General features: G+C 65.5%; 22 protein-coding genes. 18 read left to right on the top strand and 4 right to left on the bottom strand.

Going from position 1 to position 22,372, the window contains the following annotated elements; all coding sequences use genetic code 11:
* Positions 1–7 precede the first annotated feature (7 nt).
* Positions 8–430 carry a 6,7-dimethyl-8-ribityllumazine synthase gene (ribH, locus tag PMI04_RS19825; RefSeq protein ID WP_007713040.1) on the top strand — a complete coding sequence of 141 codons (423 nt, stop codon included), beginning with the start codon at positions 8–10 and terminating at the stop codon, positions 428–430.
* A 76-nt stretch (positions 431–506) separates the two neighbouring features.
* Here the strand turns inward: ribH and PMI04_RS19830 are convergent, their stop codons facing one another.
* Positions 507–1,598, bottom strand: coding sequence for an alkene reductase (locus PMI04_RS19830; protein WP_007713041.1), 1,092 nt, complete (start codon positions 1,596–1,598; stop codon positions 507–509).
* Between the two features lie 68 nt (positions 1,599–1,666).
* Here PMI04_RS19830 and PMI04_RS19835 point away from each other — a divergent pair, with 68 nt between their 5' ends.
* From PMI04_RS19835 to PMI04_RS19890, 12 genes are all read left to right on the top strand, one after another.
* Positions 1,667–2,548 carry a DMT family transporter gene (locus PMI04_RS19835; RefSeq protein WP_007713042.1) on the top strand — a complete coding sequence of 294 codons (882 nt, stop codon included), beginning with the start codon at positions 1,667–1,669 and terminating at the stop codon, positions 2,546–2,548.
* Between the two features lie 9 nt (positions 2,549–2,557).
* A complete protein-coding gene (locus PMI04_RS19840; protein ID WP_007713045.1) occupies positions 2,558–3,223 on the top strand; it encodes a COQ9 family protein in 666 nt (221 codons plus the stop codon).
* A gap of 75 nt (positions 3,224–3,298) precedes the next feature.
* Positions 3,299–3,556, top strand: coding sequence for a FeoA family protein (locus PMI04_RS19845; RefSeq protein WP_007713047.1), 258 nt, complete (start codon positions 3,299–3,301; stop codon positions 3,554–3,556).
* Complete coding sequence (locus tag PMI04_RS19850; RefSeq protein WP_007713050.1) at positions 3,553–5,409, top strand: ferrous iron transporter B; 1,857 nt, start codon at positions 3,553–3,555, stop codon at positions 5,407–5,409. Before PMI04_RS19845 ends, PMI04_RS19850 begins: the two co-directional genes overlap by 4 nt.
* Positions 5,410–5,496: 87 nt before the next feature.
* Entirely contained in the window at positions 5,497–6,096 is a 600-nt protein-coding gene (ssb, locus tag PMI04_RS19855) for a single-stranded DNA-binding protein (RefSeq protein ID WP_007713052.1), read from the top strand.
* Positions 6,097–6,381: 285 nt separating this feature from the next.
* A complete protein-coding gene (locus PMI04_RS19860) occupies positions 6,382–8,460 on the top strand; it encodes a PQQ-dependent dehydrogenase, methanol/ethanol family (RefSeq protein WP_007713053.1) in 2,079 nt (692 codons plus the stop codon).
* Positions 8,461–8,530: 70 nt separating this feature from the next.
* Positions 8,531–9,238 carry a carbon monoxide dehydrogenase subunit G gene (locus tag PMI04_RS19865; protein ID WP_007713054.1) on the top strand — a complete coding sequence of 236 codons (708 nt, stop codon included), beginning with the start codon at positions 8,531–8,533 and terminating at the stop codon, positions 9,236–9,238.
* Complete coding sequence (locus PMI04_RS19870) at positions 9,235–10,104, top strand: FAD binding domain-containing protein (protein ID WP_007713055.1); 870 nt, start codon at positions 9,235–9,237, stop codon at positions 10,102–10,104. The genes PMI04_RS19865 and PMI04_RS19870 overlap by 4 nt, the downstream gene beginning before the upstream one ends.
* Positions 10,101–10,598, top strand: a complete 498-nt coding sequence (locus PMI04_RS19875; protein ID WP_007713057.1) for a (2Fe-2S)-binding protein — start codon at positions 10,101–10,103, stop codon at positions 10,596–10,598. Before PMI04_RS19870 ends, PMI04_RS19875 begins: the two co-directional genes overlap by 4 nt.
* Positions 10,595–13,351 carry a xanthine dehydrogenase family protein molybdopterin-binding subunit gene (locus PMI04_RS19880; RefSeq protein ID WP_007713058.1) on the top strand — a complete coding sequence of 919 codons (2,757 nt, stop codon included), beginning with the start codon at positions 10,595–10,597 and terminating at the stop codon, positions 13,349–13,351. The genes PMI04_RS19875 and PMI04_RS19880 overlap by 4 nt, the downstream gene beginning before the upstream one ends.
* Positions 13,352–13,417: 66 nt before the next feature.
* Positions 13,418–14,371: an NAD(P)-dependent oxidoreductase gene (locus PMI04_RS19885; RefSeq protein WP_007713060.1), complete on the top strand. Its 954-nt coding sequence runs from the start codon at positions 13,418–13,420 to the stop codon at positions 14,369–14,371.
* Between the two features lie 162 nt (positions 14,372–14,533).
* Complete coding sequence (locus PMI04_RS19890; RefSeq protein WP_007713062.1) at positions 14,534–14,665, top strand: hypothetical protein; 132 nt, start codon at positions 14,534–14,536, stop codon at positions 14,663–14,665.
* Positions 14,666–14,715: 50 nt separating this feature from the next.
* On the opposite strand, the gene PMI04_RS19895 is transcribed toward PMI04_RS19890, so the two are convergent.
* The 3 genes from PMI04_RS19895 to PMI04_RS19905 all read right to left on the bottom strand — a co-directional run bounded on the left by PMI04_RS19895 (position 14,716) and on the right by PMI04_RS19905 (position 16,475).
* The gene (locus PMI04_RS19895; RefSeq protein ID WP_007713063.1) at positions 14,716–15,594 is read right to left on the bottom strand and encodes a UTP--glucose-1-phosphate uridylyltransferase; all 879 of its coding nucleotides are present in this window, start codon (positions 15,592–15,594) and stop codon (positions 14,716–14,718) included.
* A gap of 90 nt (positions 15,595–15,684) precedes the next feature.
* Positions 15,685–16,161: a hypothetical protein gene (locus PMI04_RS19900; RefSeq protein WP_007713064.1), complete on the bottom strand. Its 477-nt coding sequence runs from the start codon at positions 16,159–16,161 to the stop codon at positions 15,685–15,687.
* A gap of 140 nt (positions 16,162–16,301) precedes the next feature.
* Complete coding sequence (locus PMI04_RS19905; protein WP_007713065.1) at positions 16,302–16,475, bottom strand: DUF1674 domain-containing protein; 174 nt, start codon at positions 16,473–16,475, stop codon at positions 16,302–16,304.
* A gap of 86 nt (positions 16,476–16,561) precedes the next feature.
* Between PMI04_RS19905 and htpX the strand changes: the two genes are divergently transcribed.
* From htpX to PMI04_RS19930, 5 genes are all read left to right on the top strand, one after another.
* Complete coding sequence (htpX, locus tag PMI04_RS19910) at positions 16,562–17,518, top strand: zinc metalloprotease HtpX (protein WP_007713066.1); 957 nt, start codon at positions 16,562–16,564, stop codon at positions 17,516–17,518.
* Positions 17,519–17,874: 356 nt separating this feature from the next.
* Positions 17,875–19,185 (top strand): transcription antitermination factor NusB, encoded by a 1,311-nt coding sequence (locus PMI04_RS19915; protein WP_007713068.1) that lies wholly within the window; start codon positions 17,875–17,877, stop codon positions 19,183–19,185.
* 51 nt (positions 19,186–19,236) lie between these two features.
* Positions 19,237–19,722, top strand: a complete 486-nt coding sequence (locus PMI04_RS19920; protein ID WP_007713070.1) for a hypothetical protein — start codon at positions 19,237–19,239, stop codon at positions 19,720–19,722.
* 92 nt (positions 19,723–19,814) lie between these two features.
* Complete coding sequence (gene rpe / locus PMI04_RS19925) at positions 19,815–20,477, top strand: ribulose-phosphate 3-epimerase (RefSeq protein WP_007713073.1); 663 nt, start codon at positions 19,815–19,817, stop codon at positions 20,475–20,477.
* A complete protein-coding gene (locus tag PMI04_RS19930) occupies positions 20,474–22,243 on the top strand; it encodes a heparinase II/III family protein (RefSeq protein ID WP_007713075.1) in 1,770 nt (589 codons plus the stop codon). The genes rpe and PMI04_RS19930 overlap by 4 nt, the downstream gene beginning before the upstream one ends.
* Positions 22,244–22,372 lie beyond the last annotated feature (129 nt).

Genomic DNA, 22,372 nt, shown 5'->3' on the forward strand with positions numbered 1-22,372 from the left:
TATTCGCATGGCCAAGTTTCTTATCGTCGAAGCCCGCTTCTACGACCATCTCAACGACCTGCTGATCGAAGGCGCGAAGGCTGCGCTGGACGAAGCCGGCCACAAATATGAGGTGGTGACCGTACCGGGCGCGCTGGAAATCCCCGGCGCGATCGCGCTGGCAGCCGAGACCGGCCGTTATGACGGCTTCGTCGCGATCGGCGTCGTGATCCGCGGCGAGACCTATCATTTCGAGGTGGTGTCGAACGAAAGCGCACGCGGCCTGATGGCTCTGAGCATGGATGCGATCGCGATCGGCAACGGCATTCTGACCGTCGAGAATGAGGAGCAGGCCCTGGTCCGCGCCCGTCCCGACCAGAAGGACAAGGGCGGCGAAGCCGCAAAGGCTGCGATCGCCATGCTGGCCCTGCGCGAGCGTTTCACGAACTGATCCGGGGCCTTTTTGGCAGACACAAGGAAGGGCGCGCTCCGCGAGGAACGCGCCCTTCTGCATTGGTAAGGAAGAATCAGGCGGCCGCCTTTTCCTCGGCCAGGGTCGGATAGTCGATATAGCCTTCCGCGCCCTGGCTGTAGAAGGTCGCCATCTGCGCCTGGGTCAGCGGCGCACCGTCGCGCAGGCGATCGACCAGATCGGGATTGGCGAGGAAGGGACGACCGAAGCTGATCGCGTCCGCCAGGCCCGAGGCGAGATCGGCCTGGGCGCGGCCCAGTCCATAATCGCTGTTGAGGACCAGCGGCCCCTTGAAATGCTGGCGGATCAGCGGCGACAGGCGCGGCACGTCGGTGGCGCCGAAGGTGCCGTCCGGGCCGGGCTCGCGCAGTTCGAGGAAGGCGATGCCGATCTGGTTCAGCACATCGGCAGCGGCGGCGAACAGCGGCTCAGGATCGCTGTCATTGACGCCCTGGGTATCGCCATTGGGCGACAGACGCACGGACACGCGATCGGCGCCGATCGCATCGACCACCGCCTGCGTCACTTCGCGCAACAGCCGAACGCGATTTTCGATGCTGCCACCATAGATGTCATCGCGGAAATTGCTGTTGTCGCGCAGAAACTGGTCGATCAGATAGCCGTTCGCGGCATGAATCTGCACCCCGTCGAAGCCGGCGGCGATCGCATTGTTGGCCGCCTTCACATAGTCGGCGATGATGCCGGGAATTTCGTCGATCGCCAGCGGACGGGCGACCTCATAGGGCTTCTTGCCCTCATAGGTATGGGCGTCGCCCGGCGTTGCCGTGGCGCTCGACGAGACCGGCTGCTCGCCGGTAACGGCCGAATGAACGGCGCGGCCCATATGCCAGAGCTGGGCGACGATCAGCCCGCCCTTGTCATGCACGGCCTGGGTGATCGGCTTCCAGGCGACAACCTGCTCGTCCGACCAAAGGCCAGGCGCATAGGGCCAACCCAGGCCCTGGTGCGAAATGCCGGTCGCTTCGCTGATGATGAGGCCGGCCGAGGCGCGCTGCGCATAATAATCGACCATGATCGGGGTCGGGACATGATCGCGGGTGGCGCGGCCACGGGTGAGCGGCGCCATGATGGCACGGTTGGCGGCGGTGTCGGCGCCGAGCTTGATCGGATCGAAGATAGTGGTCATGAAACCTCCCTCATGAACGTTGCAATTTGCAACGGGACTTGATGCCGAAAGCCAGCTAGGGAGCCGCCATGGCCGCTTCAACCCCCATGGCGCATGTCGCATCGCCCAAACTCGCTTTTCCCGCGCTGATCCTGGCCAATATTATTTTAGCGCTGGGACCGGTGCTGGTTCGGCTGGCCGATGTCGGGCCAGTCGCAGCGGCCTTCTGGCGGCTCGCGATCGCCATGCCTTTCCTGTTCATCCTGGCATTGCCGAAGCTGCGCAAGAGCCGATTGTCGCGCGGCCAATGGACAATCATGATCCTCGCCGGGATCTGCTTTGCCGCCGACCTGGCCGCCTGGCATCTGGGCATCGGTCATACCAAGGTCGCCAATGCCACGCTGTTCGGCAATGTCAGCGCACTGATGCTGCCGCTCTGGGGGCTGCTGGTGCTACGCGAGCATGTGTCGAAGCTACAGATCGGCGCGCTTGTTTTGGCTGCAATTGGCGCCAGCATCTTGATGGGCAGCAGCTATGAACTCTCCCCCGCCAACCTGAAAGGCGATCTGCTCTGCCTGCTCGCGGGGTTGCTCTACACCACCTATCTTCTGCTGATCCAGGATGCCCGCAAGCGGCTGAACAGCTGGTCGGTGCTGGCGATCGTCAGCGCGGTCGGCGCGCTGCCGCTGCTGGTCGCCGCCAATGTCATGGGCGAGGCGGTGATGCCGCAGGACTGGACGCCACTGGTCATCCTTGCCCTGTCCAGCCAGATTGTCGGCCAGGGGCTGCTGACCTATGCGCTCGGCTGTTTTTCGCCGCTGGTGTTGGGGCTCAGCCTGTTGCTGCAACCCGCCGTCGCCGCGCTGGCCGGATGGCTGCTGTTCGGCGAGACATTGAGTGCGACCGACATTGTCGGCGGCCTGGCCGTGGCGGTCGCCCTGGTGCTTGTGCGCCTGCCCCGACGGGCCTAGGTTAGGACCATGACCGACCAGACCCAAGACCTGACCCTGGACGAAATCCGCGCATTGCTGGCGCCGATCCTGCCGCGCCACGCCGCCTTTGACGGCTGGCGGCCCGAAGCGGTGGCGATGGCAGCGGCGGAAAAGAACATCGATGCCGATGTCGCCGCGCTGGCCTTCGACGGCGGCGCGATGGGCATGGTCGAGGCCTGGTTCGCCAGCATCGACGCGCGGATGCTGGAGGCGTTGCCAATCGAAAAGCTGGCCACCATGTCGATCCGCAAAAAGATCACCGCGCTGATCGAGACGCGCCTGACCCTGCTGGCGCCCGACCGCGAGGCACTGCGCCGGGCGCAAGCGATCCTGGCGATGCCGACCAATGCCGTGCGCGCCGCCAAGCTGGGCTGGCACGCCGCCGACATCATGTGGCGGGCGGCGGGCGACACCGCCACCGACCTCAACCACTATAGCAAGCGCGCGACGCTGGGCAGCATCTATGCCGCAACCCTGCTGACCTTCGTCAATGACGAGAGCGAGGATCATGCCGACAGCCGCGCCTTCCTGGCACGGCGGATCGAGGGGATCATGCGCTTCGAGAAGGTGAAGGCCCGGTTCAAGGGCGTGGGCGATGGCGAACATCTCAGCCTGTCGCGCTTCATCGGCCGGCTGCGCTACCCGGCGGTGTGAAGTTCGGGCTGGCCTTCGCCAGACGTAATTGATAGTCAGTCGCAAATCCGATTTCTGGTTAAGAGTCCATCCTCCTTGCGCCTGACCGATCTGCCCCTGCGCCAACCCGCTTTTGTTGAAACCATCGACTGGGATTCGCTGTCGTCCGTGGAAGGACAGCGACTGCGCGAGTTCGGCCTGTGCGAAGGCGCCAGTGTCGAGGCACTGCATCATGGCGGGCTGCTGGGTCGCGGACCGCTGGCGGTCAAGATCGGGCGGATGACGGTGGCGATGCGCCGCAACCACGCCGCCGCCGTGGAGGTCAGCACCGGCCCGCAGGAGGCGCAGGCATGAGCGCCCTTCCCCTCGTCGCGCTGGTCGGCAATCCCAATGCGGGCAAGTCCGCCCTGTTCAACGCGTTGACCGGCGCGCGGCAGAAGCTGGGCAACTATCCCGGCGTCACGGTGGAGCGCAAGGCGGGCCGCCTGTCGCTGGCCGACGGTCGGCCGGTCGAACTGGTCGACCTGCCCGGCACCTACAGCCTGTCGCCGGCCAGCCCCGACGAGCAGGTGACGCGCGACTTCGTGCTGGGCAAGCAGACCGGCGAGAAGCTGCCCGACGCGCTGGTGATCGTGGTCGATGCGTCGAACCTCGACAATCATCTGCGCTTTGCGCTGGAACTGATCGCGCTGGGCCTGCCCACCGTGGTCGCGCTCAACATGGTCGACCTCGCCACCCGCGACGGGCTGGAGCTGGACGCCAATGTACTGGCGCGCGAACTGGGCGTGCCGGTCGTCTCCACCGTGGCGGTGCGCAAGCGCGGCCTGGATCATCTCAAGACCGAACTGGAGACGCTGCTGGGCGCCCAGATGGGCATGCTGCGCCCCTCGGCCGGCGAACCCGATTTCGACGCCGTGCGCCGCGAGGCGCGCCGGATCGCCCGTGCCGCGATCGTGCGCGAAACCCCGTCGCGCCGGCTGACGGCGGCGGTCGACCGGGTCGCGCTGCACCCTGTGCTGGGCCTCGCCCTGCTGTTGGGTCTGTTGTTCGTGATGTTCCAGGCGGTCTTTTCCTGGGCATCGGTGCCCGCCGACATGCTGGAAGGCTGGGTCACGGCGCTGGGCGAGGCGGTGACCAATACCCTGCCACCGGGCATCATCCATGACTTCCTGCTGCAGGGCGTGGTCGGTGGCGTCGGCGCGGTGATCGTGTTCCTGCCGCAGATCCTGATCCTCTTCTTCTTCATCCTGATGCTGGAGGCGACCGGCTATATGGCCCGTGCCGCCTTCCTGATGGACGGCATCATGGCCAAGGTCGGCCTGTCGGGCCGCGCCTTCATCCCGCTCCTGTCCTCCTTCGCCTGCGCGGTCCCGGGCATCATGGCGACGCGCACGATCAGCGATCCCAAGGACCGGCTGACCACGATCCTGATCGCGCCGCTGATGACCTGTTCGGCGCGGCTGCCGGTCTATGGCCTGATCATCGCCGCCTTCATCCCCGCACGCAGCGTCGGGCCGGGCATCGGCCTGCAGGGGCTGGTGCTGTTCCTTCTCTATGTCGCCGGCATCGTCGGCGCCATGCTGGCCGCCTGGGCGCTGCGCCTGACCGTGGCCAAGGGCCGCAGCGGCGGCTTCCTGATGGAAATGCCGAAATATCAGTGGCCCCGGCCACAGGATATTTTGATCGGCCTGTGGCAGCGCGGCGTCATCTTCCTGAAGCGCGCCGGCACCATCATCCTGGCCACCAATATCGTGCTGTGGGTGCTGGCCAGCTTCCCCCATGCGCCCGAAGGCGTGCGCCAGAGCGAATATTCGATCGCCGGACGGATCGCGGGCGGCATCAACGTGCTGGTCGAGCCGATCGGCTTCAACCGCGACATTTCGCTGGCCCTGCTGCCGAGCATGGCCGCGCGCGAGGTCGCGGTGTCCGCCATCGCCACCGTCTATGCGATCGACGCCGAGGATGATGCCGAGGCGCTGGAACAGGGTTTGGGCGACCGACTGGCCGGCCGCTGGAGCCTGGCCACCGCGCTCGCCTTCCTGGCCTGGTTCGTGTTCGCGCCGCAGTGCATTTCCACCATCGCCGTCACGCGGCGCGAGACCAATGGCTGGAAATGGCCTTTGTTCATGATCTTCTATCTGTTCGTGCTGGCCTATGCCGCGGCGGGCCTAACCTATTGGACGGCCGTCGCAATGGGGCTGGGCTGAACCGATCAGCCGATTTTGGCCTAGCTTTGTTCTTTACCGCCAAGGCCAGCCTTCTATAACGGCGCCTTTAGTGCTTTCGGAGGAATCATGGCAGGCTCGGTCAACAAGGTCATTCTCGTCGGGAATCTGGGGGCCGACCCGGAAGTGAAGAGCTTCCAGAATGGCGGCAAGATCTGCAATCTGCGGATCGCCACGTCGGAAAGCTGGAAGGACCGCATGTCGGGGGAGCGCAAGGAGCGCACCGAATGGCATAATGTCGTCATCAATTCCGAAGGCCTGGTCGGCGTCGCCGAACGCTTCCTGCGCAAGGGATCGAAGATCTACATCGAGGGCCAGTTGCGCACCCGCAAGTGGCAGGACCAGTCGGGCAACGACCGCTATACGACCGAGGTCGCCCTGTCCGGCCCGGGCGCGGTGCTGACCATGCTCGACGGTGCGCCGGGCGGTGGCGGCCAGGGTGGCGGCGGCTTTGGCAGTGGGCGCTCGGGCGGCGGCAACCAGGGCGTCAGCGACTGGAGCGGCGGCAGCAGCGGCTTTGGCGGCGGCGACTATGATGATTTCGGCGGTGGCAACAGTGGCGGCGGCCGGTCCAGCGGTGGCCAGAGCAGTGGCGGCTTTGGCGGCAGTCGCGGCGGCCAGGGCGGCCCGAACTTCGACAACGACCTGGACGACGAAGTCCCGTTCTGAGTGCACCCCACCGTTTCGGCTGGCGCATAGCAGGCAACGCCTGATTGGCAGCCCCGCTTCCCATTCCTGCAAGACCCCCCGGCTGCCAGATGCAGCCGGGGGGTCTTTTTTGATCTGGCGTCCATCGCCGAAGCGATGGACGCCAGATTCCTGTCCTGCGCGAATGCCGATGGATCAACGCGCCCTCTCCCGGCTTGACCATCCCCCTCTCGAAATACTAAACATATGTTCAGTCACTGGAGGACGCAGCCGATACACTCCGGGATGCACTTGGGGGAGAGCATTATGAGGATGCCGTTCTTGGGGAGCGCCATGGCGCTGGTTCTTGCCAGTTCGGCGGTGTCGCTCGTGGCGCAGCGATCGCAGGTCGGGGAAGGTGCAAACATCGACTGGCCGGGCGTAGGGGGAAGCGCCGATGAAAGCGGCTTCAGCCAACTGACGACCATCTCCACCGCCAATATCGACAAATTGGGTCTCGCCTGGTCGCTCGACCTGGACGGTGAAGTGTCATTGGAAGCGACCCCCCTGGCCGTGGGCGGCATCCTCTATTTCAGCGGCAGCTATGGTGCGGTCTATGCTGTCGATGGCGCCACCGGCAAACTGATCTGGAAATATGATCCGGAGATATGGAAAGTCAGCCCGGCGCGCCAGGCCATGGGCATGGGCGTCAACCGTGGCGTCGCCTATGATGATGGCCGGGTCTTCATCGGCGTACTCGACGGGCGCCTGATCGCCCTGGATGCAAAGACAGGGACGGTCGAATGGACCGTCAATACCCTGCCTCCGGGCACGATGCACAGCCTGACCGGTGCCCCGCGCACCTTCAAGGGCAAGGTCATTATCGGCAATGGCGGGGCCGATATCGGCCAGCGCGGCTTCGTCACCGCCTATGACCAGAAGACCGGCGCGCAAGCCTGGCGCTTCTGGACCGTGCCGGGCAGTCCCGAACAGAATGCAGGCGACCCGACCATGGACATGGCGGCCCGGACCTGGAACGGACAATATTGGAAGACCGGAACCGGCGGCACGGTATGGAACGGCATGACGTTCGACCCGGAATTGAACCGCATCTATCTGGGTGTCGGCAATGCCGGACCCTATGATCCGGAGAAGCGCAGCCCGGGCGGCGGCGACAATCTGTTCGTTGCATCCATCGTCGCGCTGGATGCCGATAGCGGCAAATATATCTGGCACTATCAGCAGAACCCACGGGAAAGCTGGGATTATAAGGCGGTGGCCAACATGATCGCGGCCACCATTCCCATCGACGGCAAGCCGCGCAAGGTGCTGATGCAGCAACCGACCAACGGCTTTTTCTATGTGCTTGACCGCGAGACCGGCAAACTCATCTCTGCCGAGAAGGTCGGCAAGGTCACCTGGGCAAGCCATATCGACATGGCGACCGGACGGCCCGTAGAGACGATCAATGCCCATTATCAGGAGGGGCCGGTCGATATCTATCCCAGCACATTGGGCAGCCATAACTGGCAGGCAATGAGCTACAGTCCGAAGACCGGTCTCGTCTACATTCCCTACATGCAGGCCGGCGCGCGCTATGGAAAAGCCGACAAGGGCTTCCTTGCCAGCATCACCGGCGCGAGCGCGACCTTCATCACCGAAAAGCGCGACAAGGACGATCTGACCGGTGCGTTGCTGGCATGGGACCCGGTGGCGCATAAGGCCCGCTGGCGCATGCCGCGCCCCTTTTTGTGGAACGGCGGCACGCTGGCGACGGCGGGCAATCTGGTGTTCCAGGGAACGGCCGACGGCTATTTCCGTGCCCATGATGCCATGAGTGGCAAGGAATTATGGACATTCAATGCGGGCCTGGGGATCATTGGCGCACCGATGAGCTATGCGATCGGCGACACCCAATATGTCGCGGTGCTGGTCGGCTGGGGCGGCACGACGGCAGCGGCCAGCGAGGTGCTGAATGTAGGCTGGAAATATGGCCAGCAGCCCCGACGCCTGCTGAGCTTCGCGATCGGCGGCAGAGCAAAGCTGCCTCCTTCCCCGCCGCGCGACATGCAGGTTCATGCGCTGGATGACCCGGCGATCCTGCTGGACGAAAAGGCGATCGCCGCGGGGCGAGAGATGTCGTTCATCTGTGGCGCCTGCCATGGCATGGCATTCAAAGGGGCGGGCGCGCCTGGCCCGGACCTGCGGGAATCCGCCCTGTCCCTGTCGGAAGACAGCTTTTTCCAGGTTGTACAGGACGGCGCCCTGGCGGAACGCGGCATGCCCCGCTTCCCGCTGGGCAAGGCGCAGATCCACAACATCTGGTCCTATCTGCGTGCCACGTCGCGCGAGGCGCTGGGCACCCGCAAACCCGATCCCGATGCCCCAACCGCAACCCGCTTCTGAGCGTGCAACGGGCAACGGGCAACGCCATGATCCAGCGTGAACAAGCCATCAGAGGAAAGGGGCCGATCCGATGCGGATGACCGGAGAGGAGCGGATCGCGGCGCCCCGCCAGCAGGTCTGGGCCGCACTGAACGATCCGGCGATATTGCGCCGGTCCATTCCCGGCTGCCAGTCGCTTGAGAAGGACGGCGCCGACCGGCTGCGCGCGACCGTGGAAATCAAGATCGGACCGATCGGCGCCCGATTTAATGGGCTGGTCCTGCTGTCGGATATCGATCCGCCCAACGGCTACACCATCACCGGCGAAGGCCAGGGCGGAACCGTCGGCCATGCCAAGGGTGGGGCCAGGGTCGCGCTGACCGACGATGGCGATGGCTGCTTGCTGACATATGAGGTTCACGCCGAAGTGGGGGGGCGGCTGGCCCAACTGGGCGGACCAATCATCGACGCCACAGCCAAGCAACTGGCAGCCAAGTTTTTCGCGACATTCGGCGCGATCACAAGCGGCACGGAGATATCGGCCGCAAGCGGCGTCGGGATATCATCCGACACCGGGACAATGGGAGGGCGCCTCCCCGCCCCAGCCACACCAATGCCCAGCGACGCCGCCCCGCCTTTCCCCTGGGGCTGGATCATCTGCCTGATCCTGGCCATTCTGACCGGTTTCCTGATGGGTCGGACAATGCCGACCGGCTGGTGGGCGCCGGCCGTGATAATCCTGGTCATCGCAGCGGCGAGCGCAGGTTTCGAGGCCGGCCAGCGCCGGAGGCGCGGATGAAACCTGCACCTTTCGACTATGTTCGGCCGTCGAGCATGGAGGAAGCCTGCGCCATCCTGGCCGAGGCAGGGGGCGGCGCCCAGCTACTGGCCGGCGGCCAGACGCTGATGCCGCTGCTGGCGCTGCGGATGAGCCAGCCCTTCATCCTGGTGGACATCACCCATATCGCCGCCTTGCGGGGCGTAACATCGACGGGGAGCAAGACCCGGATTGGCGCGATCACACGACAGAATGAGGCGCTGGCGGATCCGATATTGCACCGCGATCTGCCGCCCCTGATCGCGGCACTGGGACAGGTCGGGCATCATCAGACGCGCAACCGGGGCACGATCGGCGGATCCATTGCCCTGGGCGAGCCGGCTGCCGAAATGCCGGCCGTGGCGGTGGCACTCGGCGCGGAAATCGCGCTGCAGTCGGTGCGTGGCCAGAGGATGGTGCGGGCAGAGGATTTCTATCATGGCCCCTATGCCACGGCGATCGACCCGGATGAGATCATCACCGCCATCCACTATCCCGCCTGGCCCGCCCACAGCATCACCCTGTTCCGCGAAGTCGCCCGACGCCCCGGCGATTTCGCGCTGGTGGGGCTGGTCGGCGCGCTGGTGGTGGAAGAGGGCATCATCGTCCGCGCCGGGATCGCATGGTTCGGCATGGGCGCGACGCCGATCCGGGCACGGCAGGTCGAAGCCGCATTGACCGGTGCCCGTACCGATGCGTTGAACCTGCAAGAGCTGGCCGGGCTGGCAATCGCCGATACCGCTCCATTCGACGATCATCACGCAACCGCCGATTATCGACGCACGGTCGGGCGCAACATCTTCATTTCCACCCTCAGCGCGGCGGCCATGGCGAGGCAGATGGCATGAGCGAGCATCGGATCGCGTTGACCGTCAACGGGCGGCAGCACCGGGCGCTGGTTGAAAGCCGGCTCACCCTTGCCGATTATCTGCGCGGCGACGCCGGCTGTACCGGCGTCCATGTCGGCTGCGAGCATGGGGTATGCGGTGCATGCACGGTAATCGTCGACGGACTTGCCGTACGGGCATGCCTGATGCTGGCCGTGCAGGCCGATGGCTGCACGCTCACCACCGTCGAGGGGATGGCGGCATCCGACGGAACATTGCATCCCGTCCAGCAGGCCCTGAAGGACTGTCACGGCCTGCAATGCGGGTTCTGCACGCCCGGCATCATCATGACGCTGGCGGCGCTGACCGCAGACAGGACACCCGACGCGGCACAAATGACTGCCGCCCTGTCGGGCCATATCTGTCGCTGCACCGGCTATCAGGGCATTCGTCGGGCGGTGCGCCAACTGGCCGATGCACCAAAGGTGCCCCATGAACTGGAGCCGCCGGCATGAGCGAGGCCACCATGCTACGCGGCCAGCGCTTCATCGGCCAGCGCCTGCCGCGCAAGGAGGATGCACGCCTGCTGACGGGCAAGGGCAGTTTCGTCGACGATATCGTCCTGCCCGGCATGCTGCATGTCGCCTTTGTCCGCAGTCCTATCGCGCGTGGCCGTATCCTGTCGATCGACCGGACCGTGGCACGCGAACAGCCCGGCGTACAGGCGGTGCTGACCCAGGCGGATCTGGCCCGGTTCGATGTGACCATGATGACCTATTTCATGGGACCCGCCGAAGTGGCCATGACGCCGCTGGCCGGCGATCATGTTGCCTATGTCGGCCATCCCGTGGCCATGGTCGTGGCCGACGACCGCTATCTTGCCGAGGATGCCGCCAGCCTCGTGCAGGTCGACTATGCGGAGGAACCTGCGGTCGTCACCATCGCCGATGCCCGCCATGGCCCGCCGGTCCATCCCGACACCGATGACAATGTTGCCGCGCTGATGGGCGAGGAGGATGCGAATGCGGAACTGGAAGAGCAGTTGCGCCACGCCACGCATCTGGTCACCCGGTCCGTCACACATCAACGGGTTGCCCAGTCGCCGATGGAGACGCGGGGCGTGGTGGCCGCCCTGCAGGGCGAGGAGGAATTGCTGGTCCACATCACCTGCGCCAGTCCGCATCTGGTCCAGCGCTGGCTGACGCTGGCGCTGGGCGTCCCGCAGATGAGCATACGCGTGGTCGCAAAGGATGTCGGAGGTTCCTTCGGCCTCAAGAACCACCCCTGGCTGGAGGAAGTATCTGCCATCCTCGCCGCCATGATCCTGCGCCGGCCGGTCAAGTGGATCGAGGACAGAATCGAGAATCTGACCGCATCGAACCAGGCCCGAGAGCAGGAAATAACCATGCGCGTCGGCTTCGACGCTAACGGCCGGCTGGTCGCCGGCCATGCCGATTACAGCCTCAACAATGGCGCCTATCCGATGGGTGCCGATGCGAACATCGCCGTCCATATGTTCATGTGGGCGGCCTACAACATGCCGGCCTACAGCTTTATTTCGCGCGGCTTCTACAGCAATACGCAAGGGCTGGCGGCCTATCGCGGCCCCTGGGCAATCGAGACATTGGCGCGCGAGACGCTGCTGGATGCGGCCGCCCGCCAGATCGGCATCGACCCGATCGAGATACGCCGCCGCAATCTGTGCACGGCTGCGGATCAGCCATCGGTGACGGCGCTGGGCATCCCGCGCGAGGACATCACCCCGGCGCAATGCCTCGACGCGCTGCTGGAGGTGGTGGATATCCGTGCCTTTCGGCGGGAACAGGCGGCCGCCCGAACCGAGGGGCGCCACCTGGGCATTGGCTTTGCCGCCTATATCGAACCCACGGGCGCAGCCGGCAGCATTGGGGTGATGACCGGCGAACTGGCGCAGGTGCGCGTCGATCCCGTCGGCAGGATCATCGCGACGATGAGCGTCCATTCCCAGGGCCATGGTACCCAGACAACCATGGCGCAGTGCATCGCCGAAGCCGTCGGGGTCCGCTTTGAGGACGTCACCATATTCGATGGCGACAGCGCGCGCGGTGGCTTTAGCCCAGGCGCGGGCGGCAGCCGCCAGGGCGTGATCGGCGGAGGCGCTGCGATCCGGGCCGGTCGACTGCTGGCCGACAAGATCAGGATGATCGCCGCCCATCTTCTCAATGCCAGCCCGGCCGACATCGTGATCGAGGACGGCATTGTCCACGTGACCGGGGCGCCCGCGATGACACGGTCGCTGCGCGAGATCGCGGAGATCGCCTATGGCGAGCCATCGCGGCTACCGCCCGGCATGGAGAGCGGGCTGGAGGTGCAATATCGCTATGACCCGCCGCCCATGACCTTCACCAGCGCGGCCCATGCCTGCATCGTCGAGGTCGATGTCGAGACCGGCTTCGTGACGATCAGGCGATGGGTGTCGAGCGAGGATTGCGGCGTGATGATCAACCCGGCGGTGGTGGAAGGCCAGATTGCCGGCGGCCTGGCCCAGGCGATCGGCAGCGTCCTGCTGGAGGAGGCGGGCTATGATGCGCGGGGCAATCCGATCGCCGCGACCTTCAAGGATTATCTGCTGCCCACGATATTCGATGTCCCCGACATCGAATATGTCCATGCCAATACCCCCTCTCAGGCGGAAGGCGGCTTTCGCGGCGTCGGCGAGGGCGGCTGCATCATCGGGCCGCCGACCCTGGTCAATGCGATCGCCGATGCGCTGACCCCCTTTGGCGACGTGCCGGTCGACCTGCCGCTGACCCCATCCAAGATCCTGGCGATCGTCGAGGGCCAGGCATGGCCCGAGCGGCCGCTGAGCCGCTTCCACCCCGACTGGGTCGATCCCGGTGCCCCGAGCACATCGCGAAGCAGCACAGCGAACGGAGCTGAAGCGGCCCCCACGACAACTGCCCCACCATCGCCGACACAGCCGGCGTCGATCCCGGTCGGCATTGATGGGGCGTGGCGTTTGACCCTCGCCACGCCGATGGGACCGCAATCGATGATGGCCCATTTCCACAGCGATGGCCTGGCGGTCCACGGTCGGCTGGAGAGCGATCAGGGCGGACAGGATTTTGCCGGCAGCATCAGTGGCAACCAGGTCAAATGGGAGATGAAGGTCACCAAGCCGATGTCGATCACCCTGAAATATGATCTGCTGTTCGACGGCGACAGCGTACGTGGCAAGTGCAAGATGGGGATATTCGGCACCGCCAAGGTGAGCGGCACGCGGGCCTGAGGCAGCGGCGCCATCCTGCCCATCCCATCCTTGATCTGTCGGCTGACGCGCCATATCGCCTTGCCAATGCGTATATTGCTAACCGGATCATCGGGCTGGCTGGGCCGTTTTCTGGCCCCGATGCTGCGCGCGGCCGGACATGGTGTCACCGGGCTGGACATTGCGCCAGGGGCCGAGACCGACATTATCGGATCGGTCGCCGACCGTACCCTGATCGACCGCCTGTTTGCCGAGCGCGGCATCGAGGCGGTGATCCACAGCGGCGCGCTGCACAAGCCGGACATCGTGCGATATCCCGCCCGCAGCTTCATCGACGTCAATGTCACCGGCACCCTCAATCTGCTGGAAGCGGCGGTGGCGGCCGGACATGACCGGTTCGTCATGACATCGACGACATCGCTGATGATCAGCCAGGCGGTTCGTGACGAGGCCGGCGATGCGGCGGTATGGCTGGACGAGCAGAGCGGGCCGCTGGAACCGCGCAACATCTATGGCGTGACCAAGCTGGCGGCCGAAGGGCTGTGCCGGGTGCAGCAACTGGAGCATGGCATCGGCTGTACCCTGTTGCGCACTGCGCGTTTCTTCCCTGAAGATGACGATAGCGACGGCAGCCTGCCGGGGCAGAATCTGAAAGCCAACGAGTTTCTCCATCGCCGACTGACGGTCGAGGATGCGGCACGGGCACATCTGGTCGCGCTGGAGCGGACGCCGCCGGCCCAGTGCGAAGCCTATCTGCTGTCCGCTCCGACGCCGTTCGTCCGGGACGAAGCCGAGGCGTTGAAGCGCGATGCGGCGGCGGTGATCGTCCGCCATTTCCCCGAGGCAGCCGAACTATATGCCCGGCGGGGCTGGCAGCTGCCGACGTCGATCGGCCGGGTCTATGATGCGGGACTGGCACAGCGGCAGATGGGTTTTCGCTGCGAAACCGACTTTGCCGCGATCCTGGCATCGCTGCGGGCCGATATGGCTATGCCCTTCATTCATGATGCCAATTATGTGTCGCCGGCCGTCCGAAATTGACAGCGAAGCTGACAGGCGAAGCGCCATGTTGCATTACTGATTTCAGCATGGCCCGTCCGGCAATTCGTTACTTGAAATCATGAATGATGATCGATCCGCTGCATCAATGTGAGCGGAAGGATGAATGTGACTTTGCGTTGCGCATGAGTGATAATAGTTCGCATGAGCAAGATTGAAACCGCAATCGCCCTGCCGATCCGGCAGATGGTCAACCCGCTGCAACTGGCGATGGGCGGCGCAATCGCCCTGTCGGGCGTGGCGCTGCTACTGGCGCAAGCCGCCAGCCTCGCCTGACCGTGCAAAGCGGCATGGGATGGCCGAAGCCACCCCATCCGCCCGGCGCATCAGCCGGCCAGTTCGGCCTTGGCGAATTCACGGATATGGGCGCCGATATCGTCGCGCTCCAGCGCCAGGGCAAGATTTGCCTCGACATAGCCCGCCTTGGAACCGCAGTCGAACCGACGACCGTCGAAGGTGACGCCGTGGAAGGGCTGCTTGCCGATCAGCGCGGCCATGGCGTCGGTCAGCTGGATTTCCCCACCCGCGCCCTTTTCCTGGGTTTCCAGGATCTTCATGACGTCGGGCTGGAGGATGTAGCGGCCCGGCAGGATGAGATTGGACGGCGCGGTGCCGAGCTTGGGCTTTTCCACCAGGCCCTTCACTTCCGTCAGGGCGCCGTCGCGGGCACCCGGATCGATCACGCCATAGCTGGGCGTCTGGTCCATCGGGATTTCCAGCGCGCAGACGAGATTGCCGCCAACCTTTTCATAGGCATCGACCATCTGCTTCATGCAGCCCTTGCCCGGCGCACCCTTCATGAATTCGTCGGGCAGGATGATCGCGAACGGTTCGTCGCCGACGATGTCGCGGGCACACCAGATGGCATGGCCCAGGCCCAGCGGTTCCTGTTGCCGCAGGAACACCGCATTGCCGGGCGCCAGACGGGTGCCTTCGAGCGCCGACAGATCCTTGCCGCGTTCGCGCTGGGTCGCTTCGCATTCATAGGCGATGTCGAAATAATCCTCGATCGCGCCCTTGCCGCGCCCGGTGACGAAGATCATCTGCTCGATCCCGGCCTCGCGCGCTTCATCCACCGCATATTGGATCAGCGGCCGATCGACCACCGGCAGCAATTCCTTGGGCACCGACTTGGTCGCGGGCAGGAAGCGCGTGCCAAGGCCAGCGACGGGAAAGACGGCTTTGCGAATCGGCTTGGTCGACATGGGACTCCGTTCAAGATGGACGACGGGATGGGGGTGGAATTGCGAACTGGACGAGAAAGGTCAAGCGTTAGGGAAACTTGGCAATATTTGTCAGATTGCGAGCAGACGCTGGGCCACTTGTTCAAGCGCGGCGATTTCACCTTCCAGCTGTTCCAGGCTGACATGCTGGGGATTGTTACGCACATCACGGCACACGAAGCCGCCCGGTGCGGGTTGCTGGAACCCGCCGATGATGAGCGCGCGGAACCGGTCGATCCGCTGGACATCCCGCTCTACCTCCGCGATTTCCATCAGCGCGCTGGCATTGCGCCGGTCGCGCATCGCCACCATCGTCCGCAATTCGGTCATCAGCTTCGTCATGTTCGGGCGGGTCCGCGCGCCCACCGTGCGCACAGCGCCCATCGTCTCGCGCAATAGCTGGATGCGCGCCTCCAGACTCTGCTCCAGCATCGTCCAGGCGCACACCAGCCGCCCGACCCCGCACAGCAGCGCCGCATCCTCCGGCGCATAGGCCGCCACGGACTTCACATTGATATCCTGCACCAATTCAGTGCCCAGGCCCCGCATGCTCCTCATATTCCGATTGTGCGCAGCCATGATCGGAAAGACCAGAGCATGGTCCTGCATCCGCCCGCAGCATGGACACGGGCCAACGGCAGGCGTGCAAAATCATCGGCGAACCGAAGAGGATGCCCGGCCAAGCCCGGTCAGAAATCGACCGCGATGCCCTTTCGCTCCCAATCGCCATAGCGGACCGGGCTCAGTTCCTCGTCCAGCACCGGCTGCTGATCAAGCGGATCGGGTTGCGGCACGGGCGGGTTCTTGGAGAGATGCTCGGGGGCCTTCACATGCGCCGGGCGCTTGCCGTTGAAATGTCCCATGGCGGGCCTTTCGATTGCGGAGCGCGCGTGGCGCTCCCATATTCCGGTGAGGCCCGCTATCTGGGCCGCAAAGGAGCGATGTGCAAGTGAGTGGTTTTCGCACGGTGATGCTGTTGTCGGCGCTGACGGCGCTGTTCATGGCGCTGGGCTATACGCTGGGCGGCAGCGGCGGCGCGGTGATCGCCCTAATGGTGGCGGCGGGGATGAACCTGTTCACCTTCTGGAATGCCGACACGATCGTACTCCGCATGCACAATGCGCGCGAGGTGGACGCGCAGAGCGCGCCCGAATTTTACGGCCTGGTCCAGGCGCTGAGCCAGCGCGCCGGCCTGCCGATGCCGCGCGTCTATGTGATCGACCAGGACGCGCCCAACGCCTTTGCCACCGGCCGCAATCCGCAAAATGCCGCCGTGGCGGCGACCACCGGCCTGCTCAACATGCTGACCCGCGACGAGGTGGCGGGCGTGATGGCGCATGAACTGGGCCATGTGAAGAATCGCGACACCCTGATCATGACGATGGTCGCGACCATTGCCGGTGCCATTTCGATGCTGGCCAATTTCGGCCTCTTCTTCCGCGGTGGCGGCAATAATGAAAATGGCCATGGCAACATGATCGCGACCTTGCTGGCGGTGATCGTCGCGCCCTTTGCCGCGATGATCGTGCAGATGGCGATCAGCCGCACCCGCGAATATGGCGCCGACCAGGCCGGCGCGGAGATCAGCGGCAATCCGCGTGCGCTCGCCTCCGCCCTCGCCAAGATTTCGGGCCGGGCCGAGCTGATCCCCAATCCGGTGGCCGAGCGCAATCCGGCCGCCGCCCAGCTTTATATCGTGCCCGTCCATGTGAGTGAAATCTTCTCCACCCACCCGGCGACCGAGAAGCGCATCGCCGCGCTGGAGGAGATTGCGCAGGATATGGGTCAGAGCGATGGCCCGCCGCCCATGAGCCAGTCGTTAAAGACTGCCCCGCGCGCATCAGCCCTGTCGCCGGTGGCGGCACCCAAGCGACGCCGCAGCGCGCTGGACCCCAACGGGCGCTAAGCGACAATGGAAGAGATTGGCGAGGTTGCCGTCAAGATTGCTGGCGTGGCGCTGCGCGGGGCGGCCGGCATGGTCGTTGACATCGCCGTCGATTATATTTTTTTCCCGCCATGCCCCGCGCCTGTTCCATGCGATCGGCCGACGCACGATCGCGATCGTTACACTGGGACGCAAACGCATTCCGTCATCCTTGCGCGTAGTGCCCAAAGGGATGGTACCGCGTCCGCGCCGATCGGACTGGGTAGCGCTGTGGGTTGGGGTCGCCACCAGCATCGGACTGGTCGCGGCGGCCATCTACACGGCCCTGTGTTTCGTTTGAAGATGACCCCAGGGCCAAAAGCGCGTAGGGGCCGCTGATGTCCCGTCCTTCTACTGCCCGTTCCCGCGCGCCCCGCGCCGATGATGTCCCCGGCCTGCCCGCCCGCCGCGCTGCGCTGAAGCTGCTGGACGCGGTGTTGCGCCGGGGCGATCCGCTGGAACTGGCGCTGCATGGCGCGACCCAGGGCCTCGCCGACCGGGCCGACCGCGCCCTGGTCCATGCCATCGTCGCCGAAACGCTGCGCCACCTGCCCGATCTCGACGCGCTGATCGATGGCGCGACCAAGCAGCCCCTGCCCGACGATGCCAAGGCGCGCATGGTGCTGCGCATCGCCCTGGTCCAGGTGCTGGCGCTGGGCACCGCCCCCCATGCGGCAATCGCCACCGCGCTGCCGCTGGTCGATGGCGGCCCGCGCAAGCTGGTCCATGGCGTGTTCGGCACCGTGACCCGTGCCGAGCCGAGCCTGCCCGTGCCGCCCACCCTGCCCGCCGACGTCGCCGCGCGCTGGGCCGGGCAATGGGGTGAGGCGATGCCGCTGGCCGCCGCCCATGCCTATGCCGTGCGGCCGCCGGTCGATGTCAGCCTGCGCGACCCGGCCGAGACCGACAAATGGGTCGAGGCGCTGGGCGGCACGAGCCTGGCGCCCGGCCATGTCCGCCTGCCCGAGGGCGCGGTCGTGCCCGACCTGCCCGGCTTTGCCGAAGGCGCCTGGTGGGTGCAGGATCTGGCCGCATCCTGTCCGGCCCGGCTATTGGGCGCGGGCGCAGGCCGCAGCGTGCTGGACCTGTGTGCGGCACCGGGCGGCAAGACGATGCAGCTGGCCGCCGCCGGATGGGCCGTCACTGCGGTCGACCAGTCGAAGAAAAGGCTGGAACGGCTGAGCGACAATCTGGCGCGCACGGGCCTGTCGGCCAATGTGGTGCCGGCGGACCTGCGCAGCTGGGCGCCCGACGCGCCGGTCGACGCCGTGCTGCTCGACGCCCCCTGCACCGCCACCGGCATCTATCGCCGCCATCCCGACGTGCTGCACCGGATCGGCCCGCGCCAGATTGACGAACTGGCCGAGTTGCAGGGCGAATTACTGGCACGGGTTGCCGACTGGGTGAAGCCGGGCGGCACGCTGGTCTATGCCACCTGCTCGCTGGAGCGGGCCGAGGGCGAGGAGCAGATGGCCCGCTTCCTGGCGGCGCGGCCGGATTTTGCGGTCCAAGCGGCACAGCCCGGCGAATTGCCGGCCGGGATGACGCCGAGCGCCGACGGCTGGCTGCGCACCCTGCCCGATACGCTGGCCGAACAGGGTGGCACGGACGGATTTTTCATTGCAAGAGTCGTGCGCATCGGGAACTAAGCCTTAACCTTGCAGGGCTTAGGTTGATGCCCTTCGTTGGAAAGGCTTGATTTGCGTCCGACCGAACCCCTGCCTCTGCACCATAGCTGGCCGCTCTACGACCTGCGCGAGCATCTGGCCCCGGTCGTGCTGGACCAGCGGATTGCGGGCAATGAGGCCGCGCTGGCGGAACGGGGCCTGGGCCTGTGGCGTTGCAATCTTGCCGACAACAGCCTCGGCTGGACCCAGGGCGTCTATGAGATGTTCGGCCTGGAGCCGGGCAGCCATGTCCCCAGATTATTGTCGGTCTCGCTTTATGCCAATGACAGTCGCGAAGCGATGGAAAGGCTGCGCGCCTATGCGATCCGCCATCAGCGCGGCTTCACCCTGGACGTCGATATCCACCGGCCGGATGGTACCGATTGCGCGATGCGCCTGATCGCCGCACCAATCGTGCGCAACGACCAGACGATCGCGCTGCATGGCGTAAAACAATGGCTGCCCAAGGGGAGCATGCCCTCGCGCGGGCAGGAACCGACGCTGTTTTTCCTGCCCTGAGCGACGGCACAGCGCGCGCGGATGCGATACTGGCGGCCGGTCGCAAAACTTCCGTTGCCCTTGCCCCCCGGGAGGATTAAGGCGAGCGGTCAATGACCCGTCCGATCCTCATTTCTCCGTCCATCCTGTCCGCCGACTTCGCACGGCTGGGCGAGGAAGTCCGCGCCATAGACGAAGCCGGTTGCGACTGGATCCATATCGATGTGATGGACGGGCATTTCGTGCCCAACATCACCATCGGCCCGGCCGTGGTGAAGGCGCTGCGCCCGCACACGCAGAAACCGTTCGACGTCCATCTGATGATCTCGCCGGTGGACCTCTATCTCGACGCTTTCGCCCAGGCCGGCGCCGACATCATCACCGTCCATCCCGAGGCCGGTCCGCACATCCACCGCAGCGTGCAGCATATCAAGTCGCTGGGCGTGCAGGCGGGCGTGGTGCTGAACCCCGGCACGCCGGCCAAGATGCTCGACTATCTGATCGATGATATCGACCTGATCCTGGTGATGAGCGTGAACCCCGGCTTTGGCGGCCAGAGCTTCATCGAGAACCAGCTGCGCAAGATCGAGGCCTGCCGCAAGATGATCGACAAGAGCGGGCGCGACATTCGCCTGCAGGTCGATGGCGGCATAGACATCCATACCGCCCCCAAGGCCATCGCAGCCGGTGCCGACGTGCTGGTGGCGGGTACCGCGACCTTCCGCGGCGGGCCAGGCGCCTATGCCGACAATATCAGGAAGCTGCGGGGCGGGTGACGAACCATCGGCGTCTGACCACCCCTGCCGCTCCGATCGAGGCCGACCCTCTTCCGGCCGACGACGGCATCGAACAGGGCAAGCGGCTCATCCGCATCGCGGATGACAAGGGTCTGTCGCTGGCGGAACGGATCGCCAATCATTTCTACCTGCTCAGCTGGAAGACCCCGCTGCACAGCCGTCGGCTGAAGGGCAAATATCCGCTCAAACTGCTGGCCGTACCGGACGATGCGATCCCCGGCGACCTGCGCGCCGGTCAGGCCATACGGGCAGGCTATTTCCTGTTCCGCGGCCAGAAGCTGCCGATCGACACGATCGATTTTGCCCGCCTGCCGGTCGGCCCCGCCTTTGCCGACTATCTGCACAGTTTCCGCTGGCTGCGCGACCTGTCGAGCGCGGCGACCCGCGAACAGGGCGCGCCGCTGGCCGAGGCGCTGATGCGCAAATGGCTGGCTGCCCATGCAGAGACGCCGAGCGAACCGGCCTGGCGCGCCGACAACGCGGCCTGGCGACTGTTGTTCTGGACCGCCCATGCACCGCTGATCCTGTCGTCGAGCGACCTGGTCTATCGCTCGCTGGTGCTCAACTGCATCGCGCGGACCGCACGCCATCTCGACCGCAGCGCCGACAAGGCACCGCTGGGCCTGCCGCGCCTGACCGCCTGGGGCGGGATCGTCGCGGCATCGATGCTGATGCCGGGCGGCAACCCCCGCAAGCTGTTCGGCGAGGCCGGGCTCAAACGCGCGATCGACAGCTGTTTCCATCCCGACGGCGGCATCATTTCGCGATCGCCACTCGCCCAGTTGGAGGGGATCATGCTGCTGTCCATGGTGGCGGCGGTCTATGACGTACGGCGTGAACAAATACCGTCCTTTCTGGTCGAGGGACTGACCCGGGCCGTGCCGGCGTTGCTGGGCCTGATCCATGGCGATGGCGGGCTTGGCAGCTGGCAGGGCGCCGGGGCGATCGATCCGGCGACCGTAAGCGCTGTGGTGCAGGCCAGCCGGGTGCGCACCCGGCCACTGCGGCAGGCGCGCGACTGGGGCTATCAGCGGCTGGCGGCCGGCAACACCGTGCTGCAGATCGACGCCGCGCCACCGCCGGTCGCGCGGCTGGCCGCCGCCGGCTGCGCCTCCACCGGCGCGATCGAAATCAGCGACGGTCAGCAGCGGCTGGTGATCAACTGCGGCGGCGCCGGACTGGAAGGCGCATTCGTGCCGCGCGACCTGGCGCAGGGGCTGCGGACCACGGCCGCCCACAGCACGCTGGTGCTGGATGACAGCAATTCGACCGCGCTGATGCCCGACGGCACGCTGGGCCGCGGCGTGACCGAGGTCGAGCTCAATCGGCAGGAGCTGGAAAATGGCAGCCGCGTCGACCTGAGCCATGACGGCTATGTCCGGCGCATGGGCTATGTCCATCGTCGCCTGTTGTTGATGAGCGGCGACGGCAAGGAAATACGGGGCGAGGATATGTTGACCCCGGCGGAACGGCGCAAGAAGCCGACGAAGGCGCCGGTTCACCTGCGTTTCCACCTGGCGCCGGGCGTGGAGCCCACATTGACAGCCGACAATCAGGGCGCGTTGTTGCGCATCGAACTGGGCGCCCTGTGGCAATTCCGCACCGGCACCGGCGTGCTGACCGTGGAAGACAGCTTGTGGGTCGATGGCGAAGGGCGTCCGCACCCGACCCGCCAGCTGGTCGTCACCGCCGAAGCCCTTCCCGGCGGGTCGAGCTTTGGCTGGCTGTTCAAACGGGTCGGCTAGTCCGCGATCGTTTCAACTGGATCGGCCTTCAACAGCACGCCCCATCGTGCCCGTGATGAAGAACACGGATAGCATCACGCCATTGTGCAAAGACGGACCATGGCACACATATGACAGGTGCGATCCAGG

Origin of the sequence: Sphingobium sp. AP49 (assembly GCF_000281715.2) — a bacterium.
Taxonomy (GTDB): domain Bacteria; phylum Pseudomonadota; class Alphaproteobacteria; order Sphingomonadales; family Sphingomonadaceae; genus Sphingobium.

Bases quoted from the DNA above. Each gene is read 5' to 3' on its own strand.
- PMI04_RS19890 (WP_007713062.1), top strand. From the start codon at position 14,534: ATGAGCAAGATTGAAACCGCAATCGCCCTGCCGATCCGGCAGATGGTC.
- ssb (WP_007713052.1), top strand. From the start codon at position 5,497: ATGGCAGGCTCGGTCAACAAGGTCATTCTCGTCGGGAATCTGGGGGCC.
- PMI04_RS19865 (WP_007713054.1), top strand. From the start codon at position 8,531: ATGCGGATGACCGGAGAGGAGCGGATCGCGGCGCCCCGCCAGCAGGTC.
- PMI04_RS19880 (WP_007713058.1), top strand. From the start codon at position 10,595: ATGAGCGAGGCCACCATGCTACGCGGCCAGCGCTTCATCGGCCAGCGC.
- PMI04_RS19830 (WP_007713041.1), bottom strand. From the start codon at position 1,598: ATGACCACTATCTTCGATCCGATCAAGCTCGGCGCCGACACCGCCGCC.
- PMI04_RS19870 (WP_007713055.1), top strand. From the start codon at position 9,235: ATGAAACCTGCACCTTTCGACTATGTTCGGCCGTCGAGCATGGAGGAA.
- PMI04_RS19905 (WP_007713065.1), bottom strand. From the start codon at position 16,475: ATGGGACATTTCAACGGCAAGCGCCCGGCGCATGTGAAGGCCCCCGAG.
- PMI04_RS19835 (WP_007713042.1), top strand. From the start codon at position 1,667: ATGGCCGCTTCAACCCCCATGGCGCATGTCGCATCGCCCAAACTCGCT.
- rpe (WP_007713073.1), top strand. From the start codon at position 19,815: ATGACCCGTCCGATCCTCATTTCTCCGTCCATCCTGTCCGCCGACTTC.
- PMI04_RS19850 (WP_007713050.1), top strand. From the start codon at position 3,553: ATGAGCGCCCTTCCCCTCGTCGCGCTGGTCGGCAATCCCAATGCGGGC.
- PMI04_RS19895 (WP_007713063.1), bottom strand. From the start codon at position 15,594: ATGTCGACCAAGCCGATTCGCAAAGCCGTCTTTCCCGTCGCTGGCCTT.
- PMI04_RS19900 (WP_007713064.1), bottom strand. From the start codon at position 16,161: ATGCGGGGCCTGGGCACTGAATTGGTGCAGGATATCAATGTGAAGTCC.
- PMI04_RS19915 (WP_007713068.1), top strand. From the start codon at position 17,875: ATGTCCCGTCCTTCTACTGCCCGTTCCCGCGCGCCCCGCGCCGATGAT.
- PMI04_RS19840 (WP_007713045.1), top strand. From the start codon at position 2,558: ATGACCGACCAGACCCAAGACCTGACCCTGGACGAAATCCGCGCATTG.
- PMI04_RS19875 (WP_007713057.1), top strand. From the start codon at position 10,101: ATGAGCGAGCATCGGATCGCGTTGACCGTCAACGGGCGGCAGCACCGG.
- PMI04_RS19860 (WP_007713053.1), top strand. From the start codon at position 6,382: ATGAGGATGCCGTTCTTGGGGAGCGCCATGGCGCTGGTTCTTGCCAGT.
- ribH (WP_007713040.1), top strand. From the start codon at position 8: ATGGCCAAGTTTCTTATCGTCGAAGCCCGCTTCTACGACCATCTCAAC.
- PMI04_RS19885 (WP_007713060.1), top strand. From the start codon at position 13,418: ATGCGTATATTGCTAACCGGATCATCGGGCTGGCTGGGCCGTTTTCTG.